Source organism: Roseivirga sp. BDSF3-8 (assembly GCF_041449215.1).
Taxonomy (GTDB): domain Bacteria; phylum Bacteroidota; class Bacteroidia; order Cytophagales; family Cyclobacteriaceae; genus JBGNFV01.
In genome coordinates this window covers 3612255-3633887 of the sequence record NZ_JBGNFV010000001.1, presented here as the reverse complement: position 1 = coordinate 3633887, position 21633 = coordinate 3612255, and the positions used below count along the sequence as shown (strand labels likewise).

The window sequence follows — 21633 nt, the reverse complement described above, 5'->3', positions numbered from 1 at the left end:
TTATTTTACAAAAGGAGGTAAGACATGTTGAATTTCAGAGAAATAATAAGCGTATCGCTTATTCTCTTTTCCGTGATCGATATTCTAGGCTCAATTCCTATTGTCATCGATCTGAGAAAAAAAGCGGGTCACATTCAATCCGAAAAGGCAACCCTGGTGGCAGGCATCATTATGATCGCCTTCCTGTACCTGGGAGAATCCATACTTAAGCTTTTCGGTATAGATGTGGAGTCGTTCGCTATTGCCGGCGCATTGATCATGTTCATTCTGGGCATGGAGATGGTACTCGGTCTGCAGTTTTTCCGGGCTGATACGGAAGAGGCTGGCAGCGCATCCATCGTGCCGCTGGCGTTCCCGCTCATTGCCGGGGCTGGTACTATGACTACCCTGGTGTCGCTGAAAGCAGCCTACGAGGGGCCTAACATTCTGGTGGGCATTCTTTTGAACCTCGTTTTTGTTTACGTAGTATTGAAAACAAGCCGCTGGCTGGAAAGAAAAATAGGTAATGCAGGCTTTAATGTGCTTAGAAAGGTATTCGGGATCATCCTGCTTGCCATAGCCATTAAGCTGTTTAAAACGAATATTCTCGCCTGATGCAGATCACGATGTACACAGACGGGTCCTCATTGGGAAACCCCGGGCCGGGAGGCTACGGGGTAGTACTGATGGCCGGCCCGCACCGTAAGGAAATTTCCGAAGGCTTTCGCAAAACCACTAATAACCGCATGGAACTGCTGGCGGTGATTGTGGGCCTGGAAGCACTGAAAAAGCCCGGACAGGAGGTGACTGTGTACTCGGATAGTAAGTATGTGGTGGATGCGGTAACGAAAGGCTGGCTCTGGGGATGGAAGAAGAAGAACTTTAAAGGCAAGAAGAACCCGGACCTGTGGAAACGGTTTATAGATATCTATAACCAGCACGATGTGAAGCTGAAGTGGGTGAAAGGCCATGCAGGTATACCGGAAAACGAGCGCTGCGATGAGCTGGCGGTATCCAGTGCCGAAGGTGGAAACTTACTGGTAGACGAAGGATACGAATCTGCTGAAGGATAGTAAAAAGGCCCTGTGCGGGCCTTTTTTATTATATTTCAGAAAGCATTAGATACTAAAACTACCAAGAAAAAGATCCACCTCCATTTAATTATACCTACCTGGTACTTAAAAACTCTTCCAGACTTGTACGGACCTTTTTGTGGTGACTTACCACCATAAAGTGCCCTGCCCCCTCAATGCACTCATCGATATCTGCCCGCCTGCCGACGGGAAAAAACTTATCTCTACAGCCGTGTAAGATCAGTTTCGGCAGATCATCAGGCAAATCCACACCCTCCCACTTCATGATAAGGGGTAGCGACCAGGCCACCAGATCAAAGTCAGTCGCCTCATAGATCCTCTGCAGCGTCCTGCGATGAGTCTTTTCCCTGGCTGTGAAGAAGTAATTTCGTGTGAAAGGGATGTCAGTCTTCCACGCAAGCCGCAAGCCTCTGCTGCCTCCCAGCTTCATCGCCACACGGTAAACCCGTGGTATCTGCCGGTAGGATTGTATGGAGCTGATAAGGATTAATGCCGCAGGCTTTTTAGCCAAGGCTATTTGCTGGGCAAGTATGCCACCGAAACTGATTCCCAGTAGGATGAAGTGATCGTGAGTAATCCTCTCAGCCAGCTTATCCGCATAGCTACAGATGTCATCTCCCGCTTGTGGTGTGAAATAAGGAAGCACGATCTTATCACCCGGAAAGTGATAGTGCTGAAATACCCGCTCATCCACTCCCAATCCGCCAATACAATATACCGGCAGTAGAGTAGTTTTCAGCGGTTGCATTTAGCCTGCCTGTTTATTGCGAAAAGGGCGATAATGTGCAGTTTTTGCCATGGCCAGCATTTCACGGTCACCCTTGCTGTCACCATAGGCATAAATATGATCGTATTTGGCCAGATCTATTTCCTCACGAATACGGCTTTCCTTTTCCGGCCCATAGCAGTTCCGGCCTTCCAGTTTGCCGGTCACCCGGCCCTCTTTTAGTTCTACCCGTGTGGCAATCAGGTCTATGTCCATCTCTTCAGCCCAGCAACTGAGCCAGTTTTCCGCAGAAGCAGACACGAGAACAACCTTATGGCCTTGCTCCTGGTGCTGTTTGATTTGCTCGATTGCCGCGGGACGTACCATGTGCGGGATCACATTACGCGCAAATTTCTCACAGCGATCGTTAAATTTCTCCTGTCGCCATGTTTTGAAGAAATGGGCCAGTACAATCTCCTTGGCTCGCCAGTTCGGAATAAGCTTTGCTTTGTAGGCCACCAGTACGGGACTGAGCACCGCCATACCTGCAAGGAAACGGGGCCAGCCTACAACATAGCGGATCATCCGCATAAAGGAATCACCTCGCGTAACGGTACCATCGAAATCAAATAAGGCGAGGCTCTTACTCACAGCTTAAGCTTTTTGAACATACTCTCCGGTATACTCTTGATAGCATACATGAGCGGGCGCCATACAGATTTGGTGTAAACGATGTTCTTCTCCTTTTTATAGGCGCTGTAAACCGTCTTGGCTACTTCCTCAGGCTGAGCCGTGAGCGGCTTAGGGGTATCCATGCCCTCGATCATCTTTGTATTCACAAAGCCGGGCTTCACCGTCACTACATGTACATTCTTTTTGGCCATGCGATTACGAAGGCCTGACAGGTAGGCACTGAAGGCCGCTTTGGCACTACCGTAAAAGTAATTGCTCTGCCGGCCTCTTTCGCCCGCCACGGATGAAATACCAATAAGGCATCCACTGCCCTTTTTTTCATAGGCCTCTGCCAGACGATCCATCACAGAAGCGGCCCCCGTGTAGTTAGTGCCGATGATCTGCATCGCCTCGTTCCAGTCCTGCTGGGCCTTTTCCTGGTCTCCCAGGTATCCGAAAACACACACTGAAACCTCCGGAAGTCCTCCCTGTACCAGTTGATCCACAAAAGGCTGGTGTGACGCAAAGTCGAGGGCATCAAAGGCCAAAGACTCTACCCCCACGTCGGGAAAGCGGATGGCCATATCCTTCTGAAGAGGCTCCAGCTTCGTGAGGCTGCGGGCCGCCAATATGAGGCTGTACCCTTCGGATGCGAACTTTTTGGCAATGGCAACTGCCATGTCGGACGTAGCGCCCAGTATCAGTACTTTACTCATGTGGTTATTCCGAGTCGTTTCGCTTGAATGCTATTATATGTATTCTGCGGATTATATTTTTTTACCAGCCGGATAAACTCCTCAGCCCGCGGATACCCCTGCAGAAAGGCTTCCTTACTCATACGTGCATCTTTGGAAAGGTAAAGACGCCCTCCCAGGTCATGCACCACCTTATCCAGTTCGTCCAAAAAGGGAAAAAGACCATCGCGTACGGGAAAATCCAGTGCAAGGGTGTAGCCCTCCATAGGAAAGGAGATGAGGTTATCTTGTTTACCAAATAACTTCAGTACGGCCAGAAATGAGCCAAGCCCCTTCGCATTGATACGGTTAAGGATGTCTTCCAGCCCCTTGCGGCTGGTTTCCATAGGCAGTACAAACTGGTACTGCACAAACCCTTTACGGCCATACATCTTATTCCACTCCAGTATGGCATCCAGTGGATAGAAGAACCCATTATAATCTACCGTGCCTTCCTGCAGCTTTTTCGTGTTCTTAAGGTAGTACAGGAAATTAAATGAACGGATGGAAAGGGGATTTAGCGCCATACCCGGCAGGTAGACCGGCATGGTTAGCAACCGCTTATCATGCACCTTGAGCGGATCACGTTTTTGGGAAGCGCTCAACTCCTCCAATTCGGCATGCTCGCCTACCATCAGGATGCTTCTGCCCAGGTCTTTTCCTGTTTGAAAGCAGTCTATCCATGATACGGAGTAGGTATAATCTTTATATTCCTGGAACAGGTCAAAGGCCTCATCCAGGTTACGTGCCTTTATCTGCTTCTGGTATATGTAGCTGCTGCGTACAGGCTTAAGTTTAAAGTGCACACGCGTGATCAGACCGGTAAGTCCCATCCCTCCACGGGTGGCTTCGAAAAGCTCCTGCTGAAAAGACGGACCACATGTAATGAGCTCTCCGGTACCGGTAAGTACATCCATCTCCAGCACGTGATCTGCAAAGCAGCCTTCGGCATGGTGATTCTTACCATGTACATCTGAGGCTATGGCACCCCCCACCGTTATGAACTTAGTGCCGGGCGTAACCGGCACAAACCAACCTGATGGCACCACTACTTCCAGCACCTGGTCCAGGGTAATCCCGGACTGGCATTCAAGTATGCCTTGCTCCCTGTCAAACTCCAGCAACTTATCATATCGCAGAGTGCTCAGTATGTGCTCTTCCAGCGAAGCATCGCCATAGCAGCGGCCATTACCACGCGGTATCACCGGGACCTTTGTACCGGAGAGGTAGGCTTCGGCTTCGCTTACCTCTGAAAAGGTCTTTACCTCAGCCTCCATTTTAGGGTAATTGCCCCAGTTCGAAACTTCCTGTAATGACATATCAGAACAATTTATTGGCGTAGATAAGTACCATGAAGGCGAGGATCCACAATAACAGGGTAATCCGGATAAAAGCATCCTTGTACAATACTTTTGTAGGGGAACCGCTGTTTTGTTCCACCAGGGTTATCTGCAGGTAACGCATCATCCCGGCGATAACGAACACACTGGTGTAAAAAAGGTAAGGTGATTCAAAACGCTGGATGACCTCATCGCTAAGACAGTACATCAGGTAGGCCACTACGATCACGGCCGCCAGCATGGTGAGGCAGTTATTCACGTAAACAAGGTTGTATTTCTCGCTCGCTTTACGCAGTACTTTCCCTTCCTGCTCTGCCAGTACCAGGTCGTCGCGGCGCTTAGCCAGCCCAAGAAATACGGCCAGCAGAAAAACCATGATAATAAGCCACTGGCTGATAGGCACCTCGGCCAGTATACCGCCCGAAACGGTACGCAGCAAAAACCCCAGGGCAATGATAAAAATATCAAGTATGCTGATATTCTTAAGGCCCATGGAATAGGCAATATTCATTACAAAATAAACCCCAAGGAAAGCCAGAAAATAAGGGGAAAGGATGAGGCCTATAGCCAGACCAGTTACTAATAAGATGCTCATATAGCTAAGCCCCGCCCTGGGCGAGACAGCCCCGGATGCCAGGGGTCTTTTACTCTTGACCGGATGCTGCCGGTCACTCTCTATATCACGGTAGTCATTCATGATATAAACGGCACTGGCAATGAAACTAAATGCAAAAAATCCTGCTATGAGCTGGAGAAGTCCCTCCGCTCTGAACAAGGTACCGGCAAAAAATGCAGGAATGAACAAAAAGGTATTTTTAACCCAATGTTTCACCCTGATGAGCCGGAGTAAGGTAGCTGTTTGCGACATCAACGATCCCTTTTCAGCCTCAACGGTATTTAACATATCACAATTATATGGAATATTACGCGGAATTTTTAGCCACGTAATCATATTCCGTGCCCATCCGCAAGGCAGTTAAACATTACTTTAAAACGTATTTTTATAACAAAAATCAGAAAAAGTAACCTGTCAGACTGATTTTATTGTCCGTTTTAAAGAGAAAAAAATAAAAGGTGAACGGTGCGACCGCTCACCTTATCAGTATCCACGAAATTTCTGCGAATAATATTACCTCACGATCATTCGCTGATTAAAGTTGCCTGCAGGAGTGTTCGTTTGCAGCATATAGATACCTGGTTTGAGTGTACCGGGCTGCCACTCAGTAAATTCGCGCAACCGCGCAACCGAAAGAGTTTTATAAAAAATCTGTGTGCCCCTGCTATCGTGTAAGGTCATGATCACTTCCTCATCATTCCTGAGTCCGGTAACATCGGCCCGCAATATTTCACCCGAATTCAATGGGTTGGGGAAAAAGCTAACCGCAGGCTGTAAACCACTCATATCCACTCTTGCCAGCTTAGAGTAAGTAGTGGTGCCGTCATGGTCCTCTTGCTTAAGACGATAGTATACAATACCCTGACCCGGACTACGATCGGTGAACGCATACCGGCGAATACCTTCATAATCTCCCCGGCCTGACTCTGTATAGATTGACGCCCACTCAGTCGCATTGTCCGAACGCTGCACCTCAAAGAATGCATGGTTTTCTTCTTTGGCCGTGGCCCAGTTGAGTTCCACATGCTGCCGTGTGGCGTTAGCATTAAAGTACATAAGCGAAACGGGCAGTGGCTCTTCTGTGGTAGTGACTAATAACTGAGGCGCATAAGCACTGAACTGCGATGCATCTATTGCCCGGATCCTGTAGCGATAAGTCTCATTGGTAGAAAGTCCACCGTCCACATAGTTATTCTGTCCTATAGAGGTGGTGGAGACTGTTGTGAATCCCTGTGAAGAACAACCTGACCGCTGTATTTCAAACCTGTTGGTTTCATTGCCTGCGGTAGACCAGGAAATCTCTATCTGGGTACCCGAACTAAGTGGTGTAGCAGTAAAATCAGGCGGCGTAGGCAAAGTCATATTCGGCTCGTTTACCACATGAATTCTGTACTGCAACCAGGTATCGCGGGGGATTACATTATTCCTATTGGCAAAGGTGGCGGCATAAATATAGTGTGTCCCCAAGGTAAGCTCAGGTAAGTTTGGCACCCGGCTTTGCTTCATAGTCCTGGGATTGAAATACTGTTCGTAAAAGCGATTATAATCCCAACCGTAGCGAACATTATTCGCTGTGGCCTCTCCGTTAATGTCGAGTCTTACCGAGGAGAGATCGTAATCATCCAGATTGACCACCGCGTCCTGCTCCAGGGTTTGCAGGATATTGGAAGGGTTACCTACTGTAACCAGGCGCAGAGCAGATACCTCGGAAGGATAGCTGCCGGCAGCCACCACTTGCAGATTGAAATCGTCGAAGCTGGTAGCTCCATCATTATCGGTAGCCGTCAGGCGAAAAGTGTAAAACCCTTCTTCCAGGTTATCGAGCAGCAGGGTCTCTGAATTAGCATTGCATATATCTATCTCAGGGCTGCTGCTGAGCTCGCTGGTCCACTGCAGCGAGGAAATCGTACCATCGGCATCATAGGCACGTCCCAGCAAGGTAAACGTGCCATCACGCTCCTCTATACTCATATCAGCCCCTACAGCGGTCACAAAGGGGGCAATATTAGCAGGGTTATTCCTCTCCATCGCCAACATGTAACTATAGATATCGTACCCGTTGGTCTCTTCGTAGGTTTGTTGCCAGCCATAGTGATCGTACATGTCAAACTCTGTATAACGGGCAGGTATCGCCGGAGCAGGGCTGCAGGCATTTATGGCGTCAATTACTACTTTGGTACCGTATCTCACGCCATCACGCGAATCATTATATAGCACCAGGCCGTCTTCATTACCATGAAAGCCCCATATGGGTACATCTTTATAGCTGCACACATTGCCCAGGGGAGCGTTTGCACTAAAAGGAAAAGCCGCGGCAAATTCATTTGGATAAGCCTCCAGCATATCATATACTGCCTTACCTCCTACGCTGATTCCGGTGATATACACCTTATCATTATCAATATTGAGGCTGGCTTTCACATCATCAATTACTGACCTGATACGACTGAGCTGCCATTCCTGATCATTCACATCTGGCACTGAGGTATCTCTGGGTAGTTTTGGTGCCACTACAATAAGCTTTCTTGAATTATCCCACCTTCCTGATTCTATCACCTTTGGAGGGCCATAGAAAGCAGCATAGTAAGGCTCTTCACTACCATCATTAAAAGCACTCCTAATTGCCTGCCCCCCATGAAGGTATATTAATAACCCATAGGGTTCTGAACCATTGTAGGCAGGGGGGGAATATCGCAAATACCTTGTTCCATCAGGTGCGGTTAGCGAAAAACCCTCATTAGGATTATTCCCATCCCAAAACGAAGGGTTCTGACAATAACCTGAAAGGCTTATCAGAAATGAAATCGATAAAAAAAGTATGGCCTTTCTCAACATTTTAAAAATTATTGTAGTTGTACTATCAATAGGATTTGATTATATTTTATAAAGAAAAAGCAACAACATTTAACCATTTTTTAGTACATGGCACAACATACATCTTTACTTTTTCATACTCATGGGTTACTTATTGCAAAAAATTCAATAAATTATTGAAAAACAATATTTTATACATTAATAAACAGAAAGTAGACCAGCTATCAGAGGGATTAGAGCCTTATTTTAAGTAAAAACCCTAACCAAAGCTTACATATAATTACTAAATATCGCCGGAAATGTTGCATCTATTTAACTATCCGGTGGGCTTATTGGGTTTTGAAACCATTTGAGTGAAAACGGATTGTTGGGAAGAGAAATGTGATCAGGAATTAATGAGTAGGAAGACCTTTTTTGCCATATTGCTGGCAGCCACTATCGTATTTGTGCTGGCGAACACGCTTACCGGAGGTTACATGTTTGACATGGAGCTTATGGGAGCACAGATCATGACCGAGCCGCACCTTCTTGATGAGTACAACATTACAGATCTGGCACCATTCAAGTATCGGATTTTATTTGCATGGATCGTTCAGGGCACATATGAATTGCTGGGCGGTAATAGCAACACTCTCTTCTTCGGTACATTTATCGCATGGAGTTACTTCTTTTTTATTACAGCCTGCCTAAGCTTTTACTGGCTCATGCACACCCTCAGGTTTTCGCGTAAGCTAAGTCTTATAGGCATTTCGCTGTTTCTTATTTGCCCGGCAGTAGCTATGGGCTATACCCCGCCTGTACATACCCGTGAAGATTTCCTGGCTTATACCCTACTCTGTCTGGGGCTCGTATTTTTGATAAAGAACCGCACCCTGCCCTTTATGCTTACCTGTGTAGTAGCTATAATGTGCCGGGAAACCCTCCTCATACTACCCTTTGTAATGCTTTTCTTTACCCGCAGCCACTCCGTATTCAAGCGGATGCTCATGGCAATCATTCCTTTTGCGGCATGGGTAGGCTTTCGTATTCTTCTCGGCTATGAACGCTACGATATGACGGAGGGCCTCATGTACAATATTGAAAACTACCTGCAGATACCGGCCTTCTTTTTCATCACGTTTCATGCCATGTGGGTATTGTTTCTTTTCAGCATGGTATCGCGCAAGTCGCTTACCCCCTCTACAGAAGGCCGAAGGATCATACTTTCTTCAGGTCCCTGGGCAGTAGGACTGATATTTTTCACCACCTTTGTAGGTGGCATTTTCAATGAGATCAGGCTATTACAGCTTGCCTTTCCCTGGATAGTGGTAACAAACCTGGTTTACCTGGAGCGCTACAAATCATATATCGGCAACCAGATTACTCAGCCTCTCTATAAAGGTGTAGTGGCCATACTGGCCCTGCTCACAGGAAGCCTGGGCTATTTTATCCTGGATAGATACGGACATATGCTAAGCTATACGCGCTATGCCGTTCCCGTAGAGTTGTGGCTCATAGCAGGGCTGTTTACCTTCTTCCTGTTCACTGCCTGGGTTCCTCTTGCCCTGAGCATTATCTCAGAAGAAAGGAAAAAATCAAAGGGAGCTAAAGTCCTGAATAATAAGCCTTCTGCAAATAATACAGACAAGGCGGCGGACTTCTTTACCGGCCAAAGTGCAAAAAAAGAGTATATTCACTAAACCAAATAGACACCTCAAGCGCATCTTTTCATGTGGTTAGACAAATCTGTCTCCGGCAGAACAGCTTTTATACTGGAAGCCGGAATGATTGTACTGTTTTCACTGGTACCCCTATTTTTCAATTTCCCATATCGGATTAATATTTTCCTGTCTTTTGAAGGTGCCTACAGGCTCTATTCAGGGCAGGTACCCTATCAGGACTTCGGATTGCCTATGGGCTATGCATACTGGCTGGTACCGGCTGCATTCTTTAAGCTTTTCGGGCCCAGTATGTATACGCTGGTCATCGCGCAGAGCTTCCTGAATATCGTAACCGGGTTTAGCTTTCGCAGCCTCATGCGAAGTTTAGGCGTACCTCATCCACAGCTCTTACTGGCCCTGCTTATTTTCTGCCTTTCCTATTTATTTATCAATTTCTGGCCCTGGTATAATAACTCCGTTTTCATCTACCAGCTCATAGGGTTGGCCTTTATGTGCTACGGCCTGCTGCGCGCCACGGGCTGGGCCAGGGCTGCCGCCCTGATTGCGGGCGGTGCCTTTACGTTTTTGTCATTATTTACCAAACAGGACGGCGGCGGACTCGCTACCGTGCTGGCTGGCACCCTACTACTATACCATGCCTTGGTTTTTAGAAACTGGAAAAGTCTGCTGTGGTTTGGAGCAGGTTTTGCCGGATTAGCGCTCCTCATGATCGTCCCTTTCCTGGACGATGGTTTCTTATACTGGTTCAACTACGGCCAGGAGCCACACTATTCACGCATCAACGCCATGGATTTTCTCACTGCCATTTTCATGGAGTCACAGTGGATCAAATTTTACCTCATGGCCATTCTCCTATTCTCCATTTTCCGGCTCAGGGAGCAGGTGGCTCTGTTCAAAAATAAAGTATGGATTACTTTTACCCTTGTTACCCTCGGCATATTAGTACAGGCCCTACTGGTGCAGGTTACAAGCTACATTCCTCATAATGTGAATATTTACTTTCACAGTTTTGCTGCCGCATATCTGTTGAGTATGCTGCTGAAAGCAGAATGGATAGATCGCCGCTATGCCGTGGCAGCGGGCGCCCTACTGGTGGTCTTCTGGTGGTCTGCAGATTACTGGTTGTATGCCCAGCGGGTAATAAATAAAATCATGCCTCAGCAGGAAGAAACAAGTGAAAAGGTCGTATCACGCAACACCTGGATGACATCAGCTGAAGACACAGTAAAGCGTGATCGTTCTGCCTGGAAGCTATCCGAATACGAAGCCTTTAAGGGCGTATACATGCCCGAAGAAACCATAGAAGGAATAGCCTATCTATTAAACTTACCCGTGGTAAAGGAAAAGGGGAGCGACCTCCGGATCCTGAATATGAGCGAGCTGACCCCCCTGGCGGCGGTTATAGGCTACGAACCTGAAAGAGGTAAGCCCATGTGGTACCACAAAAACGTGGCTATCTTTCAGCCACAAATAGATGAGTACTGCCAGGAAATACAAGAGGGCAAATACGATGTAGTCTTGTTTGAGTACATCCCCTACCTCAATAACTTTAACCCTGATGAAATACGGGAATGCCTGCAGGAAAACTACGAACTTAAAAATGAGTTTCTGGCACCCAGAACCATCCAGAACACCTACATAGAGTTATATATGCCACCCTCCGGCAAGGCTCCGGAAACTTCTTCTCAAAGGATGGACGGATCTCCGGCGGAACTCACACCCTGAAACCCACGAAAGATGGCATCAGGGTATACTCTTAAATAACGGAAGGCCTCAGGCGGAAACTTTAAGCTCTTCAGAGGATACGGCCGATAACCATACGAGCCAGTTTTCACCTTCCATGCAATAATGCACGTGGTATGTCTTACCCATGGCCGGACTAAAGTAACAGTCTTCGGACTGGCCTTCCTGACGAAGGACCATTTCGTCCAGCAGACGGTTTGTAGCTTCTGCACCAAACAGGTCGCCCAGCGACCCTATGCCGGCCGTGGTGATGGTGTTCCATCCTTTACCGGCTCCCAGCATAATCTGACCATCCGCTTCGGTAACAAATACCGGTTCGGAGCGAACTTCGGGCATACGCGCGATAAGGTCCCGCTCACGATGGCGATAGGCACTTAGGGCCTTGGTAAGAGAAAGAGCAAGCAGGGGTACGAGGTAGGGCTCCCATGCCCCAAAAATGTCATGCCCCTGCAGGGAGTTAATTGCCGCACCAATAAGGGCCGACAAAAAATACAGTTTTACTTCTTTGAATTCGTTGAATAAAAACTCTGTAATAAACTTCATAAGGTATTATTTGCCCGGGCGCAGGCGAAGAATCCATCTTTAGCAAACCGGCCTATTAGCCAGTACTACCTAAAGTGCCCTTTACACTGATCACCATTCCAACCATTAATCTTCATACGGAAGTACTTACTCCTGACAGAGCCATTCTTGTGGAAGAACTTAACCACTTCGAAATACGCCGGAATGGCAGAAATATGCATTGGAGAACCACTTATCTACCGCATACTTCTTATTTTCTTAAGCACAAATGTAAGAAGATACTGTACGTTTACCTCCTTTTAGCTCAATCTTTTCGTCAAACCTCCTGTATAGACCAGGCCGATGGTATGTCTGCAGGCATTAAATTATTCCTTTTCAAACCCACCCGGACACCACCATACAGTTTGCATGAATGCCCCGGGGGCCTATTTTGCATTCTGCGAAAAACACCACCGGCAAAAGATTTCTATGCAGTTTATCGGCACCACATTAAGCCACCTGCGCAATTAACACCCTCCCAACCCGCCAGGCGCACTAATAATTCATTTTTCCTGCGTAAAATACATATCCTGCTCACGAGCGGCAGAAGGCATAAGCGTAATATTTAAAAACAGGAAAGCACATTTACTAACTTATTTTCCGGCCAGGCCGGTACCTTGCACCCTCAGGCCACCTCACCTGCCTCGCAGCTCTCATGAAATTAGCTCCATTCACGCCTCATAACTACTTTTATTAAAGGATTCAACAGCTATAGTGAAGAATGATGATACATGAGGCAAAAGGGACAAATCCAAAGCCAATGAAGGTGGTGAGATATTTAAAAAAGGCGAGCCCCGTCCAGGCAGAACGCGCCATAGAAAAATTAAGCCTGGCTGGCGACCGGGCTCTTCCGGTAATGAAGTTACTGCTGGAAGAGGGCAACTGGCATCTGCGGTTACAGGCCGTAAAGTGTCTGTCCGGAATGAAGGGAGAGGAAAGTATGGAGCTACTGAAAACAGCCCTGCGAGACCCTATAGAGAAGGTAAGTGAGCAGGCTTGTGAAGCTCTTGCTAAGCGCAACCTAAATGAACCTGACCGGCAATATGTGGAGCAGACGCACCGTCAACTGGCACACGGCAAATCTGCGCACGAAGAAAAAGCACGTAAACTGGCCGATTCCATAAAGCAGAAAAAGGAAAGTGTGAACACACGGTTTAAAAGAGGACTGGAAAAACACTCTGACCTGGCTGTACACCATATAGGGTACTATCAGCGGCGCAAAGCTATCCGTTTTGGCATGATCGAGACAGGCACGCTCGCTATCATTGCCGGAGCTTTACTTCTACTACTGAGTTTTGCAGGCAGCTTTTCCAAGCTCCCGTACGCTGAACTTTTCTTTCAGGCTATGAGCACCGTTTGCCTGGGTAGTGGCAGCTACCAACTGGTGAAAGCCCGGCTTATAAGGTGAATCAGGCAAACTGCCGCCAGTTTTCCTCAGTAAAGCGGCTAAGGTCGGTAGCCCGGTTGCCGGTCACATTTCTGATGTGGCCGCTAACCCGGCTGCCATGACCTTCCTCATACTTTTTCGATAGCTCCAGCATATCTTCTACCAACCAGTCCGGCATGCCTGAATTCCGCATATTGCTGCGCGCATCCTCCGGGGCTATGGGTACGTAGCGTACCTCCTTGTTAATGGCTGTGCTTATTGCTCTTGCCACATCTCGCATACCAACCGCCGTAGGGCCCGTAAGTTCATACTCCTGGTTTTCCTGACTTTCACCAGCTAAAATACGCGCAGCTACCATAGCCACATCCCTGGCATCTACCGCGCTGTATTTACCCTGAGCAAATGGTGCATAAATTCGGCCCAAATTCCTTATACTATCAGCATATGCGAAAAAATTCTGCATAAATCCATTAGCGTGTAAAAAAGTATAGCCAATCCCTGAGTCACGTATTGCTTTTTCTATTTCATAATGCCAGCGGCCAATATTCAGCGAGCTGTCCGGGGAGGCATCAATAGTGGAAACCTTCACAATGTGTTTTACTTTATTAGAGATAGCAGCCTCTATCACCGTTCTTTGATGGTCCACCTGTTGTGGTCCAGCAGGTGAATTCAGAAAAAGCTTACCTATTCCCTGCATAGCCTCATCAACAGAGTCTTTATCGTCAAAGTCACCAAGAATTACTTCATAGCCTCTGCCTTTTAATGTGGCCGCCTTTTTTGGATTCCTGGCGAATACGGTAAAAGGCGTATCCTGCTCCTTTAGGTACTTAAGAAGGTGATAGCCGATGGTACCTGTCCCACCGGTCACAAGAATTCGATCGCTCATAGCCTCAGTATATTAAGTCGTTTGAAAAAGACAGCTCCCCGGTCGCAGGGCTGGAATACCGGACCGGCTAAAACCATTCGCCGCCAAAAAGTTTATTGTAGGTAGTATTTACTTAAAATACGATTTTTTTGAGAATCTTACTACTTCTCTATGCATAACAATAAGTTAGTACGTATTGTACTTGTGCTGGCACTGGTTTTCGGCGTAGTCGCCGGACTCATTTTTGCTGCTTCCTTTTTAAAGCCTCTCGCCCTGGCTCTGTTAATTGCGCTCTTACTGGTACCCGTTGCCAGACGCCTCGAGAAAGCTGGTATGAATCGCTTTCTATCCTGCCTGGTATCCGATTTGATCTTTGTAGCATTCATCGCAGGACTCGTTTTTCTGCTATCACACCAGGTTCAGAATATAGCCAGTGATTGGGATCGTATTCAGCAGAGAGGCAAAGAGCAGATAGAAAAGGTACAAACGATGGTGGTAAAACAAGTGGGAGTGAGTGAGAAAGAACAGGAAGAAGCTATTGAAAAAGCTGTACGCAACTTTCTTAGCGGCCCGCAAAGCCGCCTCACCGGTATGTTGAAAAACACCATTGGTTCTTTTGGTGATCTTGTACTTGTCGCAATTTATATACTGCTTTTCCTCTACTACCGGCATCACTTTGCCGGATTTATTCACCGGCTGGTACCTGAGGGGCAGCACGATAATGCTACAGACGCCCTGGAAGAAATAAAGAGCACAGCCGCAAATTACCTGGGAGGCCGTCTGATCCTCATTTTTTTCCTTGCTATCATTTACGGCATCGGCTTCTTTGCCTTCAGTGTCCCCTATGCTTTCTTTTATGCGGTATTTGCTGCGTTACTTTCCCTTATTCCATACTTAGGAAATGCGATTGGTGTAGCGTTTCCGATGGCAAATACGCTTCTGGCTGAAGATCCTGGCAACTCATTTTTCGGCGTGCTTATCGTATTTGCTATTGCGCAGTTTATTGAAAGCTACCTGCTGGAGCCCCTTATCGTCGGTAAAAAGGTGCACATCAACCCTTTCTTCACCATATTAATTGTAGTATTAGGAGGTGCCATATGGGGCGTGGTAGGCATGATGGTCGCCATACCTTACTTGGGGATGCTCTATGTGGCCATGAATCACACCTCCGACCTGAAGCCCTATGCATTTCTTATCGGGGGTGAATCTGAATCAGACACCACTACAGGTATAGAAAAGACCTTTTCAAAACTGAAGAATAAGCTATCCGGGTAGAGGATAAAGAAATGGTCAATCGTCCCGGCTCAGCCGGTAAGAGGCGCGAATGGGGTAATGATCAGCAAGCTTAATATCCTTCATCGTTTCAAAGGTGGTAGCCACTAATCTATCATCATAAAACTGGTGATCTATCCTGAGCAGGAACGGGGAAAAGGGCAGATAAGTAACTCCAAATCCTCTTCCTGCCTCCTCAAAAGCATTATCATAGAAGGCATTCAGCTTACGATAGGTGTAGCTGTAAGGCGTTTCGTTAAAGTCGCCACAGATCAGGACCGGATAGGGGCTATAAGCCAGGAAGTCCAATAATACATCGAGCTCCTCCGTACGGGCTTTTTGACGTACCCGCAGGTTGGCAATTATCTCCTCCCCTGTTTGATCCTTTTTGGCAGTAAAAGGCCCTGCTTCTGTGGTATTAATGGCCGGAAAGTGCACATTCACTACCCGTACGGTATCTTCACCCCTCACTACATCTACCCAGGCTGCCCGGTGGCGAAGCCGCGGACTAAGTTCAAACTCACCGCTTCCTGTTACAGGCAGCCGGCTGAATATAGCCACGCCAGCTATAACCTCGGTGCTATCCTCACCGGCAGGGAAGTACATTGTATACCCCTCACTCCTCATCCGGCTGGCGAATGATTGGCCCCTTCCATGAGGCCACTGAACAAATTTTTGCAGGCAAATGACGTCCGCATCGTTTATTAATAGTTCCGTCGCTACGGACTCTGCTACATCTGCCTTAGGGGCGGGGGCACCCGTATCATCCTTTTTGCCCTGAAAGTATCCTGTATTGTAATTCAACACAGTAAGCAGAGCCCCTTCATCAACCCCTTCAGCAGAGGCATGCAGGCTAATAGTGCTACGGATATGCCCATAGCCTATGGCCAGGAGTGAAAGGGGGATCAGGATCCATACAACCCGGCGAAAAAGCCAGTATATCGCCAATAGAACCTGAATTAAAAGCAATAGGGGAATAAACAGAGCCAAAATACCAGCAGGCCAGAACAGGTCCGGTGGTACATACGTACTGAAGAATACTGCCAGAGTTACCGGCAGCATAATAAAGCCGAAGACTTTGAGCGTCCGCGACAGTATGATACGCTTACGGGCCATCAGCGAACTTCTTCCAGACGAACACCGATCATTTCTTCAAGATTGATCTTAGTGATCATAAAGGTGTTCTCTGAATTTAGTTTTTTGATTCGCTGCTCATTATATGACCTCAGGGCACCGTTAAACTCTTCCAGAGTCAGTTCCCCGTTTCTGAATTGTTGCTCAGCCAGTGTATATGCCGAACGCACATCTTCCAGGGCCTCGGTTTCCAGTTTATATATCTCCTGGGCCGTAATATACTCCTGGTAGCGCCTCAGCGTCTCCGCACGGATAGCAATTTTAGCCTCATTCAGCCTTTCCTTTTCTACCAGAAGCTGTTGTCTGGACTTACGGCGCTGGGCAGGCAGGTTTACCAGCATACCCAGTGAGAGCGTGGCATTAAAGTTATACCTCGGAAAGAATGCCGCCCGGGCGTTTTCCACATCGCTCCCACTTGTAGCCTCTTCCAGGGTAAATTCGTTCAGGTTACCCTGCACGGTAAAATTGTCCAGAATAGCCCAGCGTGCCATGGTCAGGTCCTCTTCTGCCATAGCAATGTTATGTCTGATAATGGCATTTGAAGGTAAATTGGCCCAGGCCAGTTGTACTAGCTTTTCCTGGTACTCTATATCCCTGGCACCTTCAGGCAAAATGATCTTATTATAATCAACAGTCTGAGCAAAGGCACTGCCCACTGCCATGAGCATAAAAATAAAGGCCGTTACAACTCGGCCGGGAAATGAAAAAAAGTTCATATGGTTCATAGTCAAAATGTTCTCTGGTGGTATTTTGCTCATTCTTCTACTTCATGGGCCACGCTTTGCTCCCCTTGCTCCCTCTCCTCCTTATCAAACTGAGCCATGCGAACGATAATGGCATAATAGGCAAACAATATAAGGCCTCCCGGCTTCTGAAACATGGCCGTTTGGGCATAATTACCTACCGCCATGGCAAAAAAAGCAGCCAGGTAGGCCGCCAGCAGGTACCGGGTAATAGGGTTTTCTGAACGGTAATACGCTCTGATACCGATTATAAGCGAGGTAATAAAAAGAGCCATAGTAAGAAGCAAGCCGATAGGCCCCTTCTCCAGGGCTGTTTCAAGGTAGCCGTTATCCGGCGGAAAACCGGCAAGTTGATGCCCCGGCTGGTACATTTCACCAGCCGGTCCGGTCGTAGTTACTCCACCCCCTATCGGGTGACTCCAGATATATGGTTGTATAAAAGCCCTGTTACGCTCACGCACTAGCATACTCGGGTCATCCTCCGGAAAAAACGTACTCCTGAATCGCTGGGCGTTGCCCCCGTAAAAGGGACCAAAAAGTAAGATAAGAAATGCTGCTGCAGATACGGAAACCAATATGATCGTTCGCTTCTGGTTTATTGTCATCAAGGCATATAAAGACAGGCCTGCGGGGATCATAGCTATCGCGGTACGCGTACCGGAGAAGTTCATGGAAAAGAACATGATGACGCCGCTAAACATAAGCACGGCCCTCTGCCATGACTTAAAGGGCCCCAGTGCCATGATGATACAAACTATCCCAGAGTAGGTCATAAACATACCAAAGGCACTTACATCACTCAGGAAGGACCATTTACGGAATCGCCCCCAGATGTAGACCAGGTTAAACCGCTCTTCATCCGCCTTCAGCCATTCCATTTCCCAGTCGGACAGGCCAACAAACTCCTGCCAGAACCCATACAAGGCCACTAACAAGGCTAACCCAAGCCATATTTTAGTAAATGTAAATATGTATTTCTTACTGGAGAACACATGCATGACCACCACATATAGCATGGCGTTCACCAGCGTACCCCGGGCAGAAAATAGCCAGCCTCCGATACCGGCAGCGAAAGGATTAGCCACCTGGATAACCCAATAGGCCAGCCATACCGCATACACGTAAGCATGAGGGTTCTTTAAAGACTCCCAATTTTTTTTACTGTTCTTACCAGGAACCAGAATGACTCCCAGGAAGGCACAGGCAATGATAAGGTCTAGTATAGTACCTGTAGGAAGAGTGCCTGGAAGTATTCGCTTCAGATGGAACATAAAGAAGGCAAATACCACAGCCAGGACAAAACCAAAGCGGACGTTAGCCACTGAGCCAATCACGAAAGGCAGGCCTACCAGTACACCCAATGCCAGAAACCCGGCAATGGCACCTACCTTTACAATCAATACGGAGAATAACAGGGAACCTAGTAACAGCCCGATCACCATAAGGGGCGTTACCAGTTTTTCACTGTATAATTTTCTCTCTATCTGCATATAAGCCTTTCTGCCTGAATTAGAATGCGACAGTCTTAAGGAAGATCACCAGAAATACGAATAGGACGAAGCCTATGACTACTTTTTCTAAAAGTGGATCCAGCGGACTTTTTACACGCTTTCTCTTCTTTTCTTCTTCAATATCGTCGAAATCATCGTACATAGACAAAGGTAAAGAAATTTTACTGTAGCGATTCAGTACGCTCAGCTACCAGCTGCCAGAACTGTTTCACCCGCTTTTCCCAGGTGTTACTGTCTGCCACAGCCATTCTCTTCTTAATTTCCTCATTTGTACTGCCCTCAGCAGCTTCACCTGCCAGCCTCACAAATTCGTCTTCCGAGTCTGCCAGCCTGATTACTTCCTCAAAATCCTGGATATCCTCAGAAAACCGTGTACTGATCACAGCCCGACCGGCCGCGAGGTACTCATTGATCTTTAACGGATAAATGCTCCGGGTCAATGTATTGCATTTAAATGGGATCATCACTGCGTCCATATATTTGAGATACCCCGGAAGCTCTTCCAGTTTCTTAGATCCTGTGAAAATGATGTTATCCATCTCATCCAGCCGTTGCTCCTTAATCTCTTTCGAGTTTCGCGGACCTACCAGTACAATCACTTTATCTTTATGTTGTTCCGCCACTTTTCTTATGAGCGGATAGTTAGGACGCGTATCCAGGTTACCCGTGTAGCCTATAACTTTCTTTCCCTCAAGTCCTTTCATCTCCTCAGGCCGAGGAAGATCATTCTCCACTGCTTTTCTGAAAATATGTGAATAGGCAGCATTAGGTAAATATACCACCTTATCGGAGGCTTTTTTCTTCAGCCTGCATAGTTCACGACTGGTGGTGATGGTCAGATCAGCGCGGGCTACCAGGTAGTCTTCCCTCTCCGGTCCGTGCCGGTCCAGGTACTCGCTGTGAGCCACATCGTCCATGCAATGATACACGTCAAAGTCCGGCTGCCAGCTATCGGGGAAATATTTGCCAAATAGCGGATGATATGAATTGAAGTACATAAAGCGCTCCACATTATGGTCGCGGAGTATTCGCTCGATGGTTTTATAGACTATCTTGTCATTTATCTTGCTCAGAGACTCATAAAGCCCGCCGGGATTCATCCAGTTAATAGGATACACAAGCTTAGGAGTAACCACCGTAAGGTCACCTTCCACCCCTTCCGGCTTGTAGTAGATATTTTTACCCTTTAGCAAGGCCTCCTTTCTTCGCTTTACGGTAGGTTGCTTACGCTCAGAAAGATAATCCTTTATGGTATATGGATTATCAATCAGAAAAACACGGTGTGTCTTGGCAAACTCCCTGGCTATAGAATATGAATTAGAGGCGTATGGCCCGTCGAAGCGGGGTAATGCCAGCATGATGATATCATAGCCTTCAAGCGGAATAGTTGATGTCCGGGCCTGTTCCTGTGAAACTGCCTGTTCCATAAGCGTTAGGGTCTAACTGTTACGCGGGATCAGGCGGGCTTTGATAAAGCCTGTACCCGTCCGTATTCCCACAAAGTAGAAATTAAACATTTCGCTAACGATTCTCCCCAATTTCACTCCTAATTTACGATTCAGGTAGATCTGATTGAGAATAAACGCAACGATAAAAGAGCTCAGTGTACCATAAGCGGCCCCTATTACGCCATAACTCTTGATAAAAAAGTAATTAAAAATGGCGTTCAGCACTGCATTAAGTAGCACAAAATAAAAATTAACCTTCGGCATGTTCATACCGTCAAGCACCGTACCGAATTGTCTGGCAAAGGGTACAAAAAAGGAGTAAAAGATCGTAACCTGAAGTATTGGCACAGTATTCAGGTACTCACGCCCGGCCAGAATAAGAATGACCGGCTCAGCCAGCAGAAAAATAATTGCTGACAGCGGCAAAATAATAGCCAGTATCAAGGCTACGGATTTCTCATAAAGTCGCTTGGCGGCACCCGGGCCCTCCTCCTCGATACGCTTAGCTACCTGGGGAAAGACAATGCTTGACACAGAGACGGTGGGCACCTCCACCAGGTTAGCCACACGCAGGGCCGGACTGTATATAGCCACTGCTGCAGGAGAGATCATACGTCCCAGCATCCACTGGTCCATATTGCTCGTGAGCATAGAGCTTATATTTGTCCCAAAGGTATACTTGCCGTAATGAAACAGTTCAGTAAACCAGGTATGCTTATATGATGTACTGAACCATGTATAGCGACGGGTATAAACATAGCCTACTATTGCCCCGAAAAGCACAGTGATTACCTGTACCCATGCCAGACTAACCAACGTCACTTCCCAATCCAGCAGAAAGGCCAGCAGTATGTAAAAGAATAACCCACCCCTACGAACAAAATGAGACCAAAAAGTGCCCATAAAGCTCAGGTTTGCCTGCTGAACAAATTCAAAGTGGCAAAAGGGCAACAGAAAGAACAAGCCAGGTATCGCTATGTAGAGAATATCATCGAGGCCGGGAGCGCTCCAGAATTCCGGCAAAAACTGGCTGACCCCCAGGATGAATAAAGTTTGCAGGAGCACGATGCCCAGATGGAGAAGCAGCGAAGCACTCAGAATGTGCTTTGTATCACTTTCATCCTGCGCGGCGGCAAGAAACTTCACCATACTGTTTCTCACGAAGCCATTACGGATCATCTCCATTATGGTGATGATGCTAATATATAGCATCCAGGTTCCATAGTCCTGCTTGTTCAGCAGACGCACAAGGATCATGAACCCGCCTATACCAAACAAAAGAATAGACCCACGCTGCATAAGCGTAAGCAGGCCAGACTTCAGCCAATATGATTTAAAAGGTAGTCCCATTAG

The 21633-nt window shown here is 47.3% G+C and carries 20 protein-coding genes; 6 read left to right on the top strand and 14 right to left on the bottom strand.

The window, feature by feature from the left end; genetic code table 11:
• Nucleotides 1-24 precede the first annotated feature (24 nt).
• Together AB9P05_RS15405 and rnhA are read left to right on the top strand one after the other, a co-directional pair.
• A complete protein-coding gene (locus AB9P05_RS15405; RefSeq protein ID WP_371909720.1) occupies nucleotides 25-594 on the top strand; it encodes a MarC family protein in 570 nt (189 codons plus the stop codon).
• Nucleotides 594-1052 carry a ribonuclease HI gene (gene rnhA, locus AB9P05_RS15400; protein WP_371909719.1) on the top strand — a complete coding sequence of 153 codons (459 nt, stop codon included), beginning with the start codon at nucleotides 594-596 and terminating at the stop codon, nucleotides 1050-1052. The genes AB9P05_RS15405 and rnhA overlap by 1 nt, the downstream gene beginning before the upstream one ends.
• Before the next feature lie 94 nt (nucleotides 1053-1146).
• Here rnhA and AB9P05_RS15395 read toward each other — a convergent pair whose 3' ends face one another.
• The 6 genes from AB9P05_RS15395 to AB9P05_RS15370 all read right to left on the bottom strand — a co-directional run bounded on the left by AB9P05_RS15395 (nucleotide 1147) and on the right by AB9P05_RS15370 (nucleotide 7838).
• Complete coding sequence (locus AB9P05_RS15395; protein WP_371909718.1) at nucleotides 1147-1821, bottom strand: alpha/beta fold hydrolase; 675 nt, start codon at nucleotides 1819-1821, stop codon at nucleotides 1147-1149.
• Nucleotides 1822-2430 carry an HAD family hydrolase gene (locus AB9P05_RS15390; RefSeq protein ID WP_371909717.1) on the bottom strand — a complete coding sequence of 203 codons (609 nt, stop codon included), beginning with the start codon at nucleotides 2428-2430 and terminating at the stop codon, nucleotides 1822-1824.
• Entirely contained in the window at nucleotides 2427-3167 is a 741-nt protein-coding gene (locus AB9P05_RS15385) for an SDR family oxidoreductase (RefSeq protein WP_371909716.1), read from the bottom strand. The genes AB9P05_RS15390 and AB9P05_RS15385 overlap by 4 nt, the downstream gene beginning before the upstream one ends.
• Complete coding sequence (locus AB9P05_RS15380; protein WP_371909715.1) at nucleotides 3164-4504, bottom strand: FAD-binding protein; 1341 nt, start codon at nucleotides 4502-4504, stop codon at nucleotides 3164-3166. Before AB9P05_RS15380 ends, AB9P05_RS15385 begins: the two co-directional genes overlap by 4 nt.
• 1 nt (nucleotide 4505) lies before the next feature.
• Entirely contained in the window at nucleotides 4506-5429 is a 924-nt protein-coding gene (locus tag AB9P05_RS15375) for a decaprenyl-phosphate phosphoribosyltransferase (protein WP_371909714.1), read from the bottom strand.
• A gap of 225 nt (nucleotides 5430-5654) precedes the next feature.
• Nucleotides 5655-7838 (bottom strand): hypothetical protein, encoded by a 2184-nt coding sequence (locus AB9P05_RS15370; RefSeq protein WP_371909713.1) that lies wholly within the window; start codon nucleotides 7836-7838, stop codon nucleotides 5655-5657.
• 512 nt (nucleotides 7839-8350) lie between these two features.
• Here AB9P05_RS15370 and AB9P05_RS15365 point away from each other — a divergent pair.
• Both AB9P05_RS15365 and AB9P05_RS15360 read left to right on the top strand, forming a co-directional pair.
• Nucleotides 8351-9634: a hypothetical protein gene (locus AB9P05_RS15365; protein WP_371909712.1), complete on the top strand. Its 1284-nt coding sequence runs from the start codon at nucleotides 8351-8353 to the stop codon at nucleotides 9632-9634.
• A gap of 30 nt (nucleotides 9635-9664) precedes the next feature.
• Nucleotides 9665-11341 (top strand): hypothetical protein, encoded by a 1677-nt coding sequence (locus AB9P05_RS15360; RefSeq protein ID WP_371909711.1) that lies wholly within the window; start codon nucleotides 9665-9667, stop codon nucleotides 11339-11341.
• A 48-nt stretch (nucleotides 11342-11389) separates the two neighbouring features.
• On the opposite strand, the gene AB9P05_RS15355 is transcribed toward AB9P05_RS15360, so the two are convergent.
• Complete coding sequence (locus AB9P05_RS15355) at nucleotides 11390-11902, bottom strand: hypothetical protein (RefSeq protein WP_371909710.1); 513 nt, start codon at nucleotides 11900-11902, stop codon at nucleotides 11390-11392.
• Nucleotides 11903-12686: 784 nt separating this feature from the next.
• Between AB9P05_RS15355 and AB9P05_RS15350 the strand changes: the two genes are divergently transcribed.
• Nucleotides 12687-13328 carry a HEAT repeat domain-containing protein gene (locus tag AB9P05_RS15350; RefSeq protein ID WP_371909709.1) on the top strand — a complete coding sequence of 214 codons (642 nt, stop codon included), beginning with the start codon at nucleotides 12687-12689 and terminating at the stop codon, nucleotides 13326-13328.
• A 1-nt stretch (nucleotide 13329) separates the two neighbouring features.
• On the opposite strand, the gene AB9P05_RS15345 is transcribed toward AB9P05_RS15350, so the two are convergent.
• A complete protein-coding gene (locus AB9P05_RS15345) occupies nucleotides 13330-14193 on the bottom strand; it encodes an SDR family oxidoreductase (protein WP_371909708.1) in 864 nt (287 codons plus the stop codon).
• A 150-nt stretch (nucleotides 14194-14343) separates the two neighbouring features.
• Between AB9P05_RS15345 and AB9P05_RS15340 the strand changes: the two genes are divergently transcribed.
• Nucleotides 14344-15447, top strand: coding sequence for an AI-2E family transporter (locus tag AB9P05_RS15340; RefSeq protein ID WP_371909707.1), 1104 nt, complete (start codon nucleotides 14344-14346; stop codon nucleotides 15445-15447).
• Nucleotides 15448-15462: 15 nt separating this feature from the next.
• Here the strand turns inward: AB9P05_RS15340 and AB9P05_RS15335 are convergent, their stop codons facing one another.
• Genes AB9P05_RS15335 through AB9P05_RS15310 form a run of 6 tightly spaced genes read right to left on the bottom strand, consistent with a single transcriptional unit; the run spans nucleotide 15463 to nucleotide 21630 of the window.
• On the bottom strand, nucleotides 15463-16560 hold the full coding sequence (locus tag AB9P05_RS15335) for an endonuclease/exonuclease/phosphatase family protein (RefSeq protein WP_371909706.1): 1098 nt from the start codon (nucleotides 16558-16560) through the stop codon (nucleotides 15463-15465).
• Entirely contained in the window at nucleotides 16560-17303 is a 744-nt protein-coding gene (locus AB9P05_RS15330; RefSeq protein ID WP_371909705.1) for a TolC family protein, read from the bottom strand. The genes AB9P05_RS15335 and AB9P05_RS15330 overlap by 1 nt, the downstream gene beginning before the upstream one ends.
• A gap of 29 nt (nucleotides 17304-17332) precedes the next feature.
• Nucleotides 17333-18811 carry an O-antigen ligase family protein gene (locus tag AB9P05_RS15325; RefSeq protein WP_371909704.1) on the bottom strand — a complete coding sequence of 493 codons (1479 nt, stop codon included), beginning with the start codon at nucleotides 18809-18811 and terminating at the stop codon, nucleotides 17333-17335.
• Nucleotides 18812-18830: 19 nt separating this feature from the next.
• Nucleotides 18831-18974 carry a hypothetical protein gene (locus tag AB9P05_RS15320; RefSeq protein ID WP_371909703.1) on the bottom strand — a complete coding sequence of 48 codons (144 nt, stop codon included), beginning with the start codon at nucleotides 18972-18974 and terminating at the stop codon, nucleotides 18831-18833.
• A gap of 19 nt (nucleotides 18975-18993) precedes the next feature.
• A complete protein-coding gene (locus AB9P05_RS15315) occupies nucleotides 18994-20259 on the bottom strand; it encodes a glycosyltransferase (RefSeq protein WP_371909702.1) in 1266 nt (421 codons plus the stop codon).
• A gap of 12 nt (nucleotides 20260-20271) precedes the next feature.
• Entirely contained in the window at nucleotides 20272-21630 is a 1359-nt protein-coding gene (locus AB9P05_RS15310; RefSeq protein ID WP_371909701.1) for a flippase, read from the bottom strand.
• Nucleotides 21631-21633: the final 3 nt, after the last annotated feature.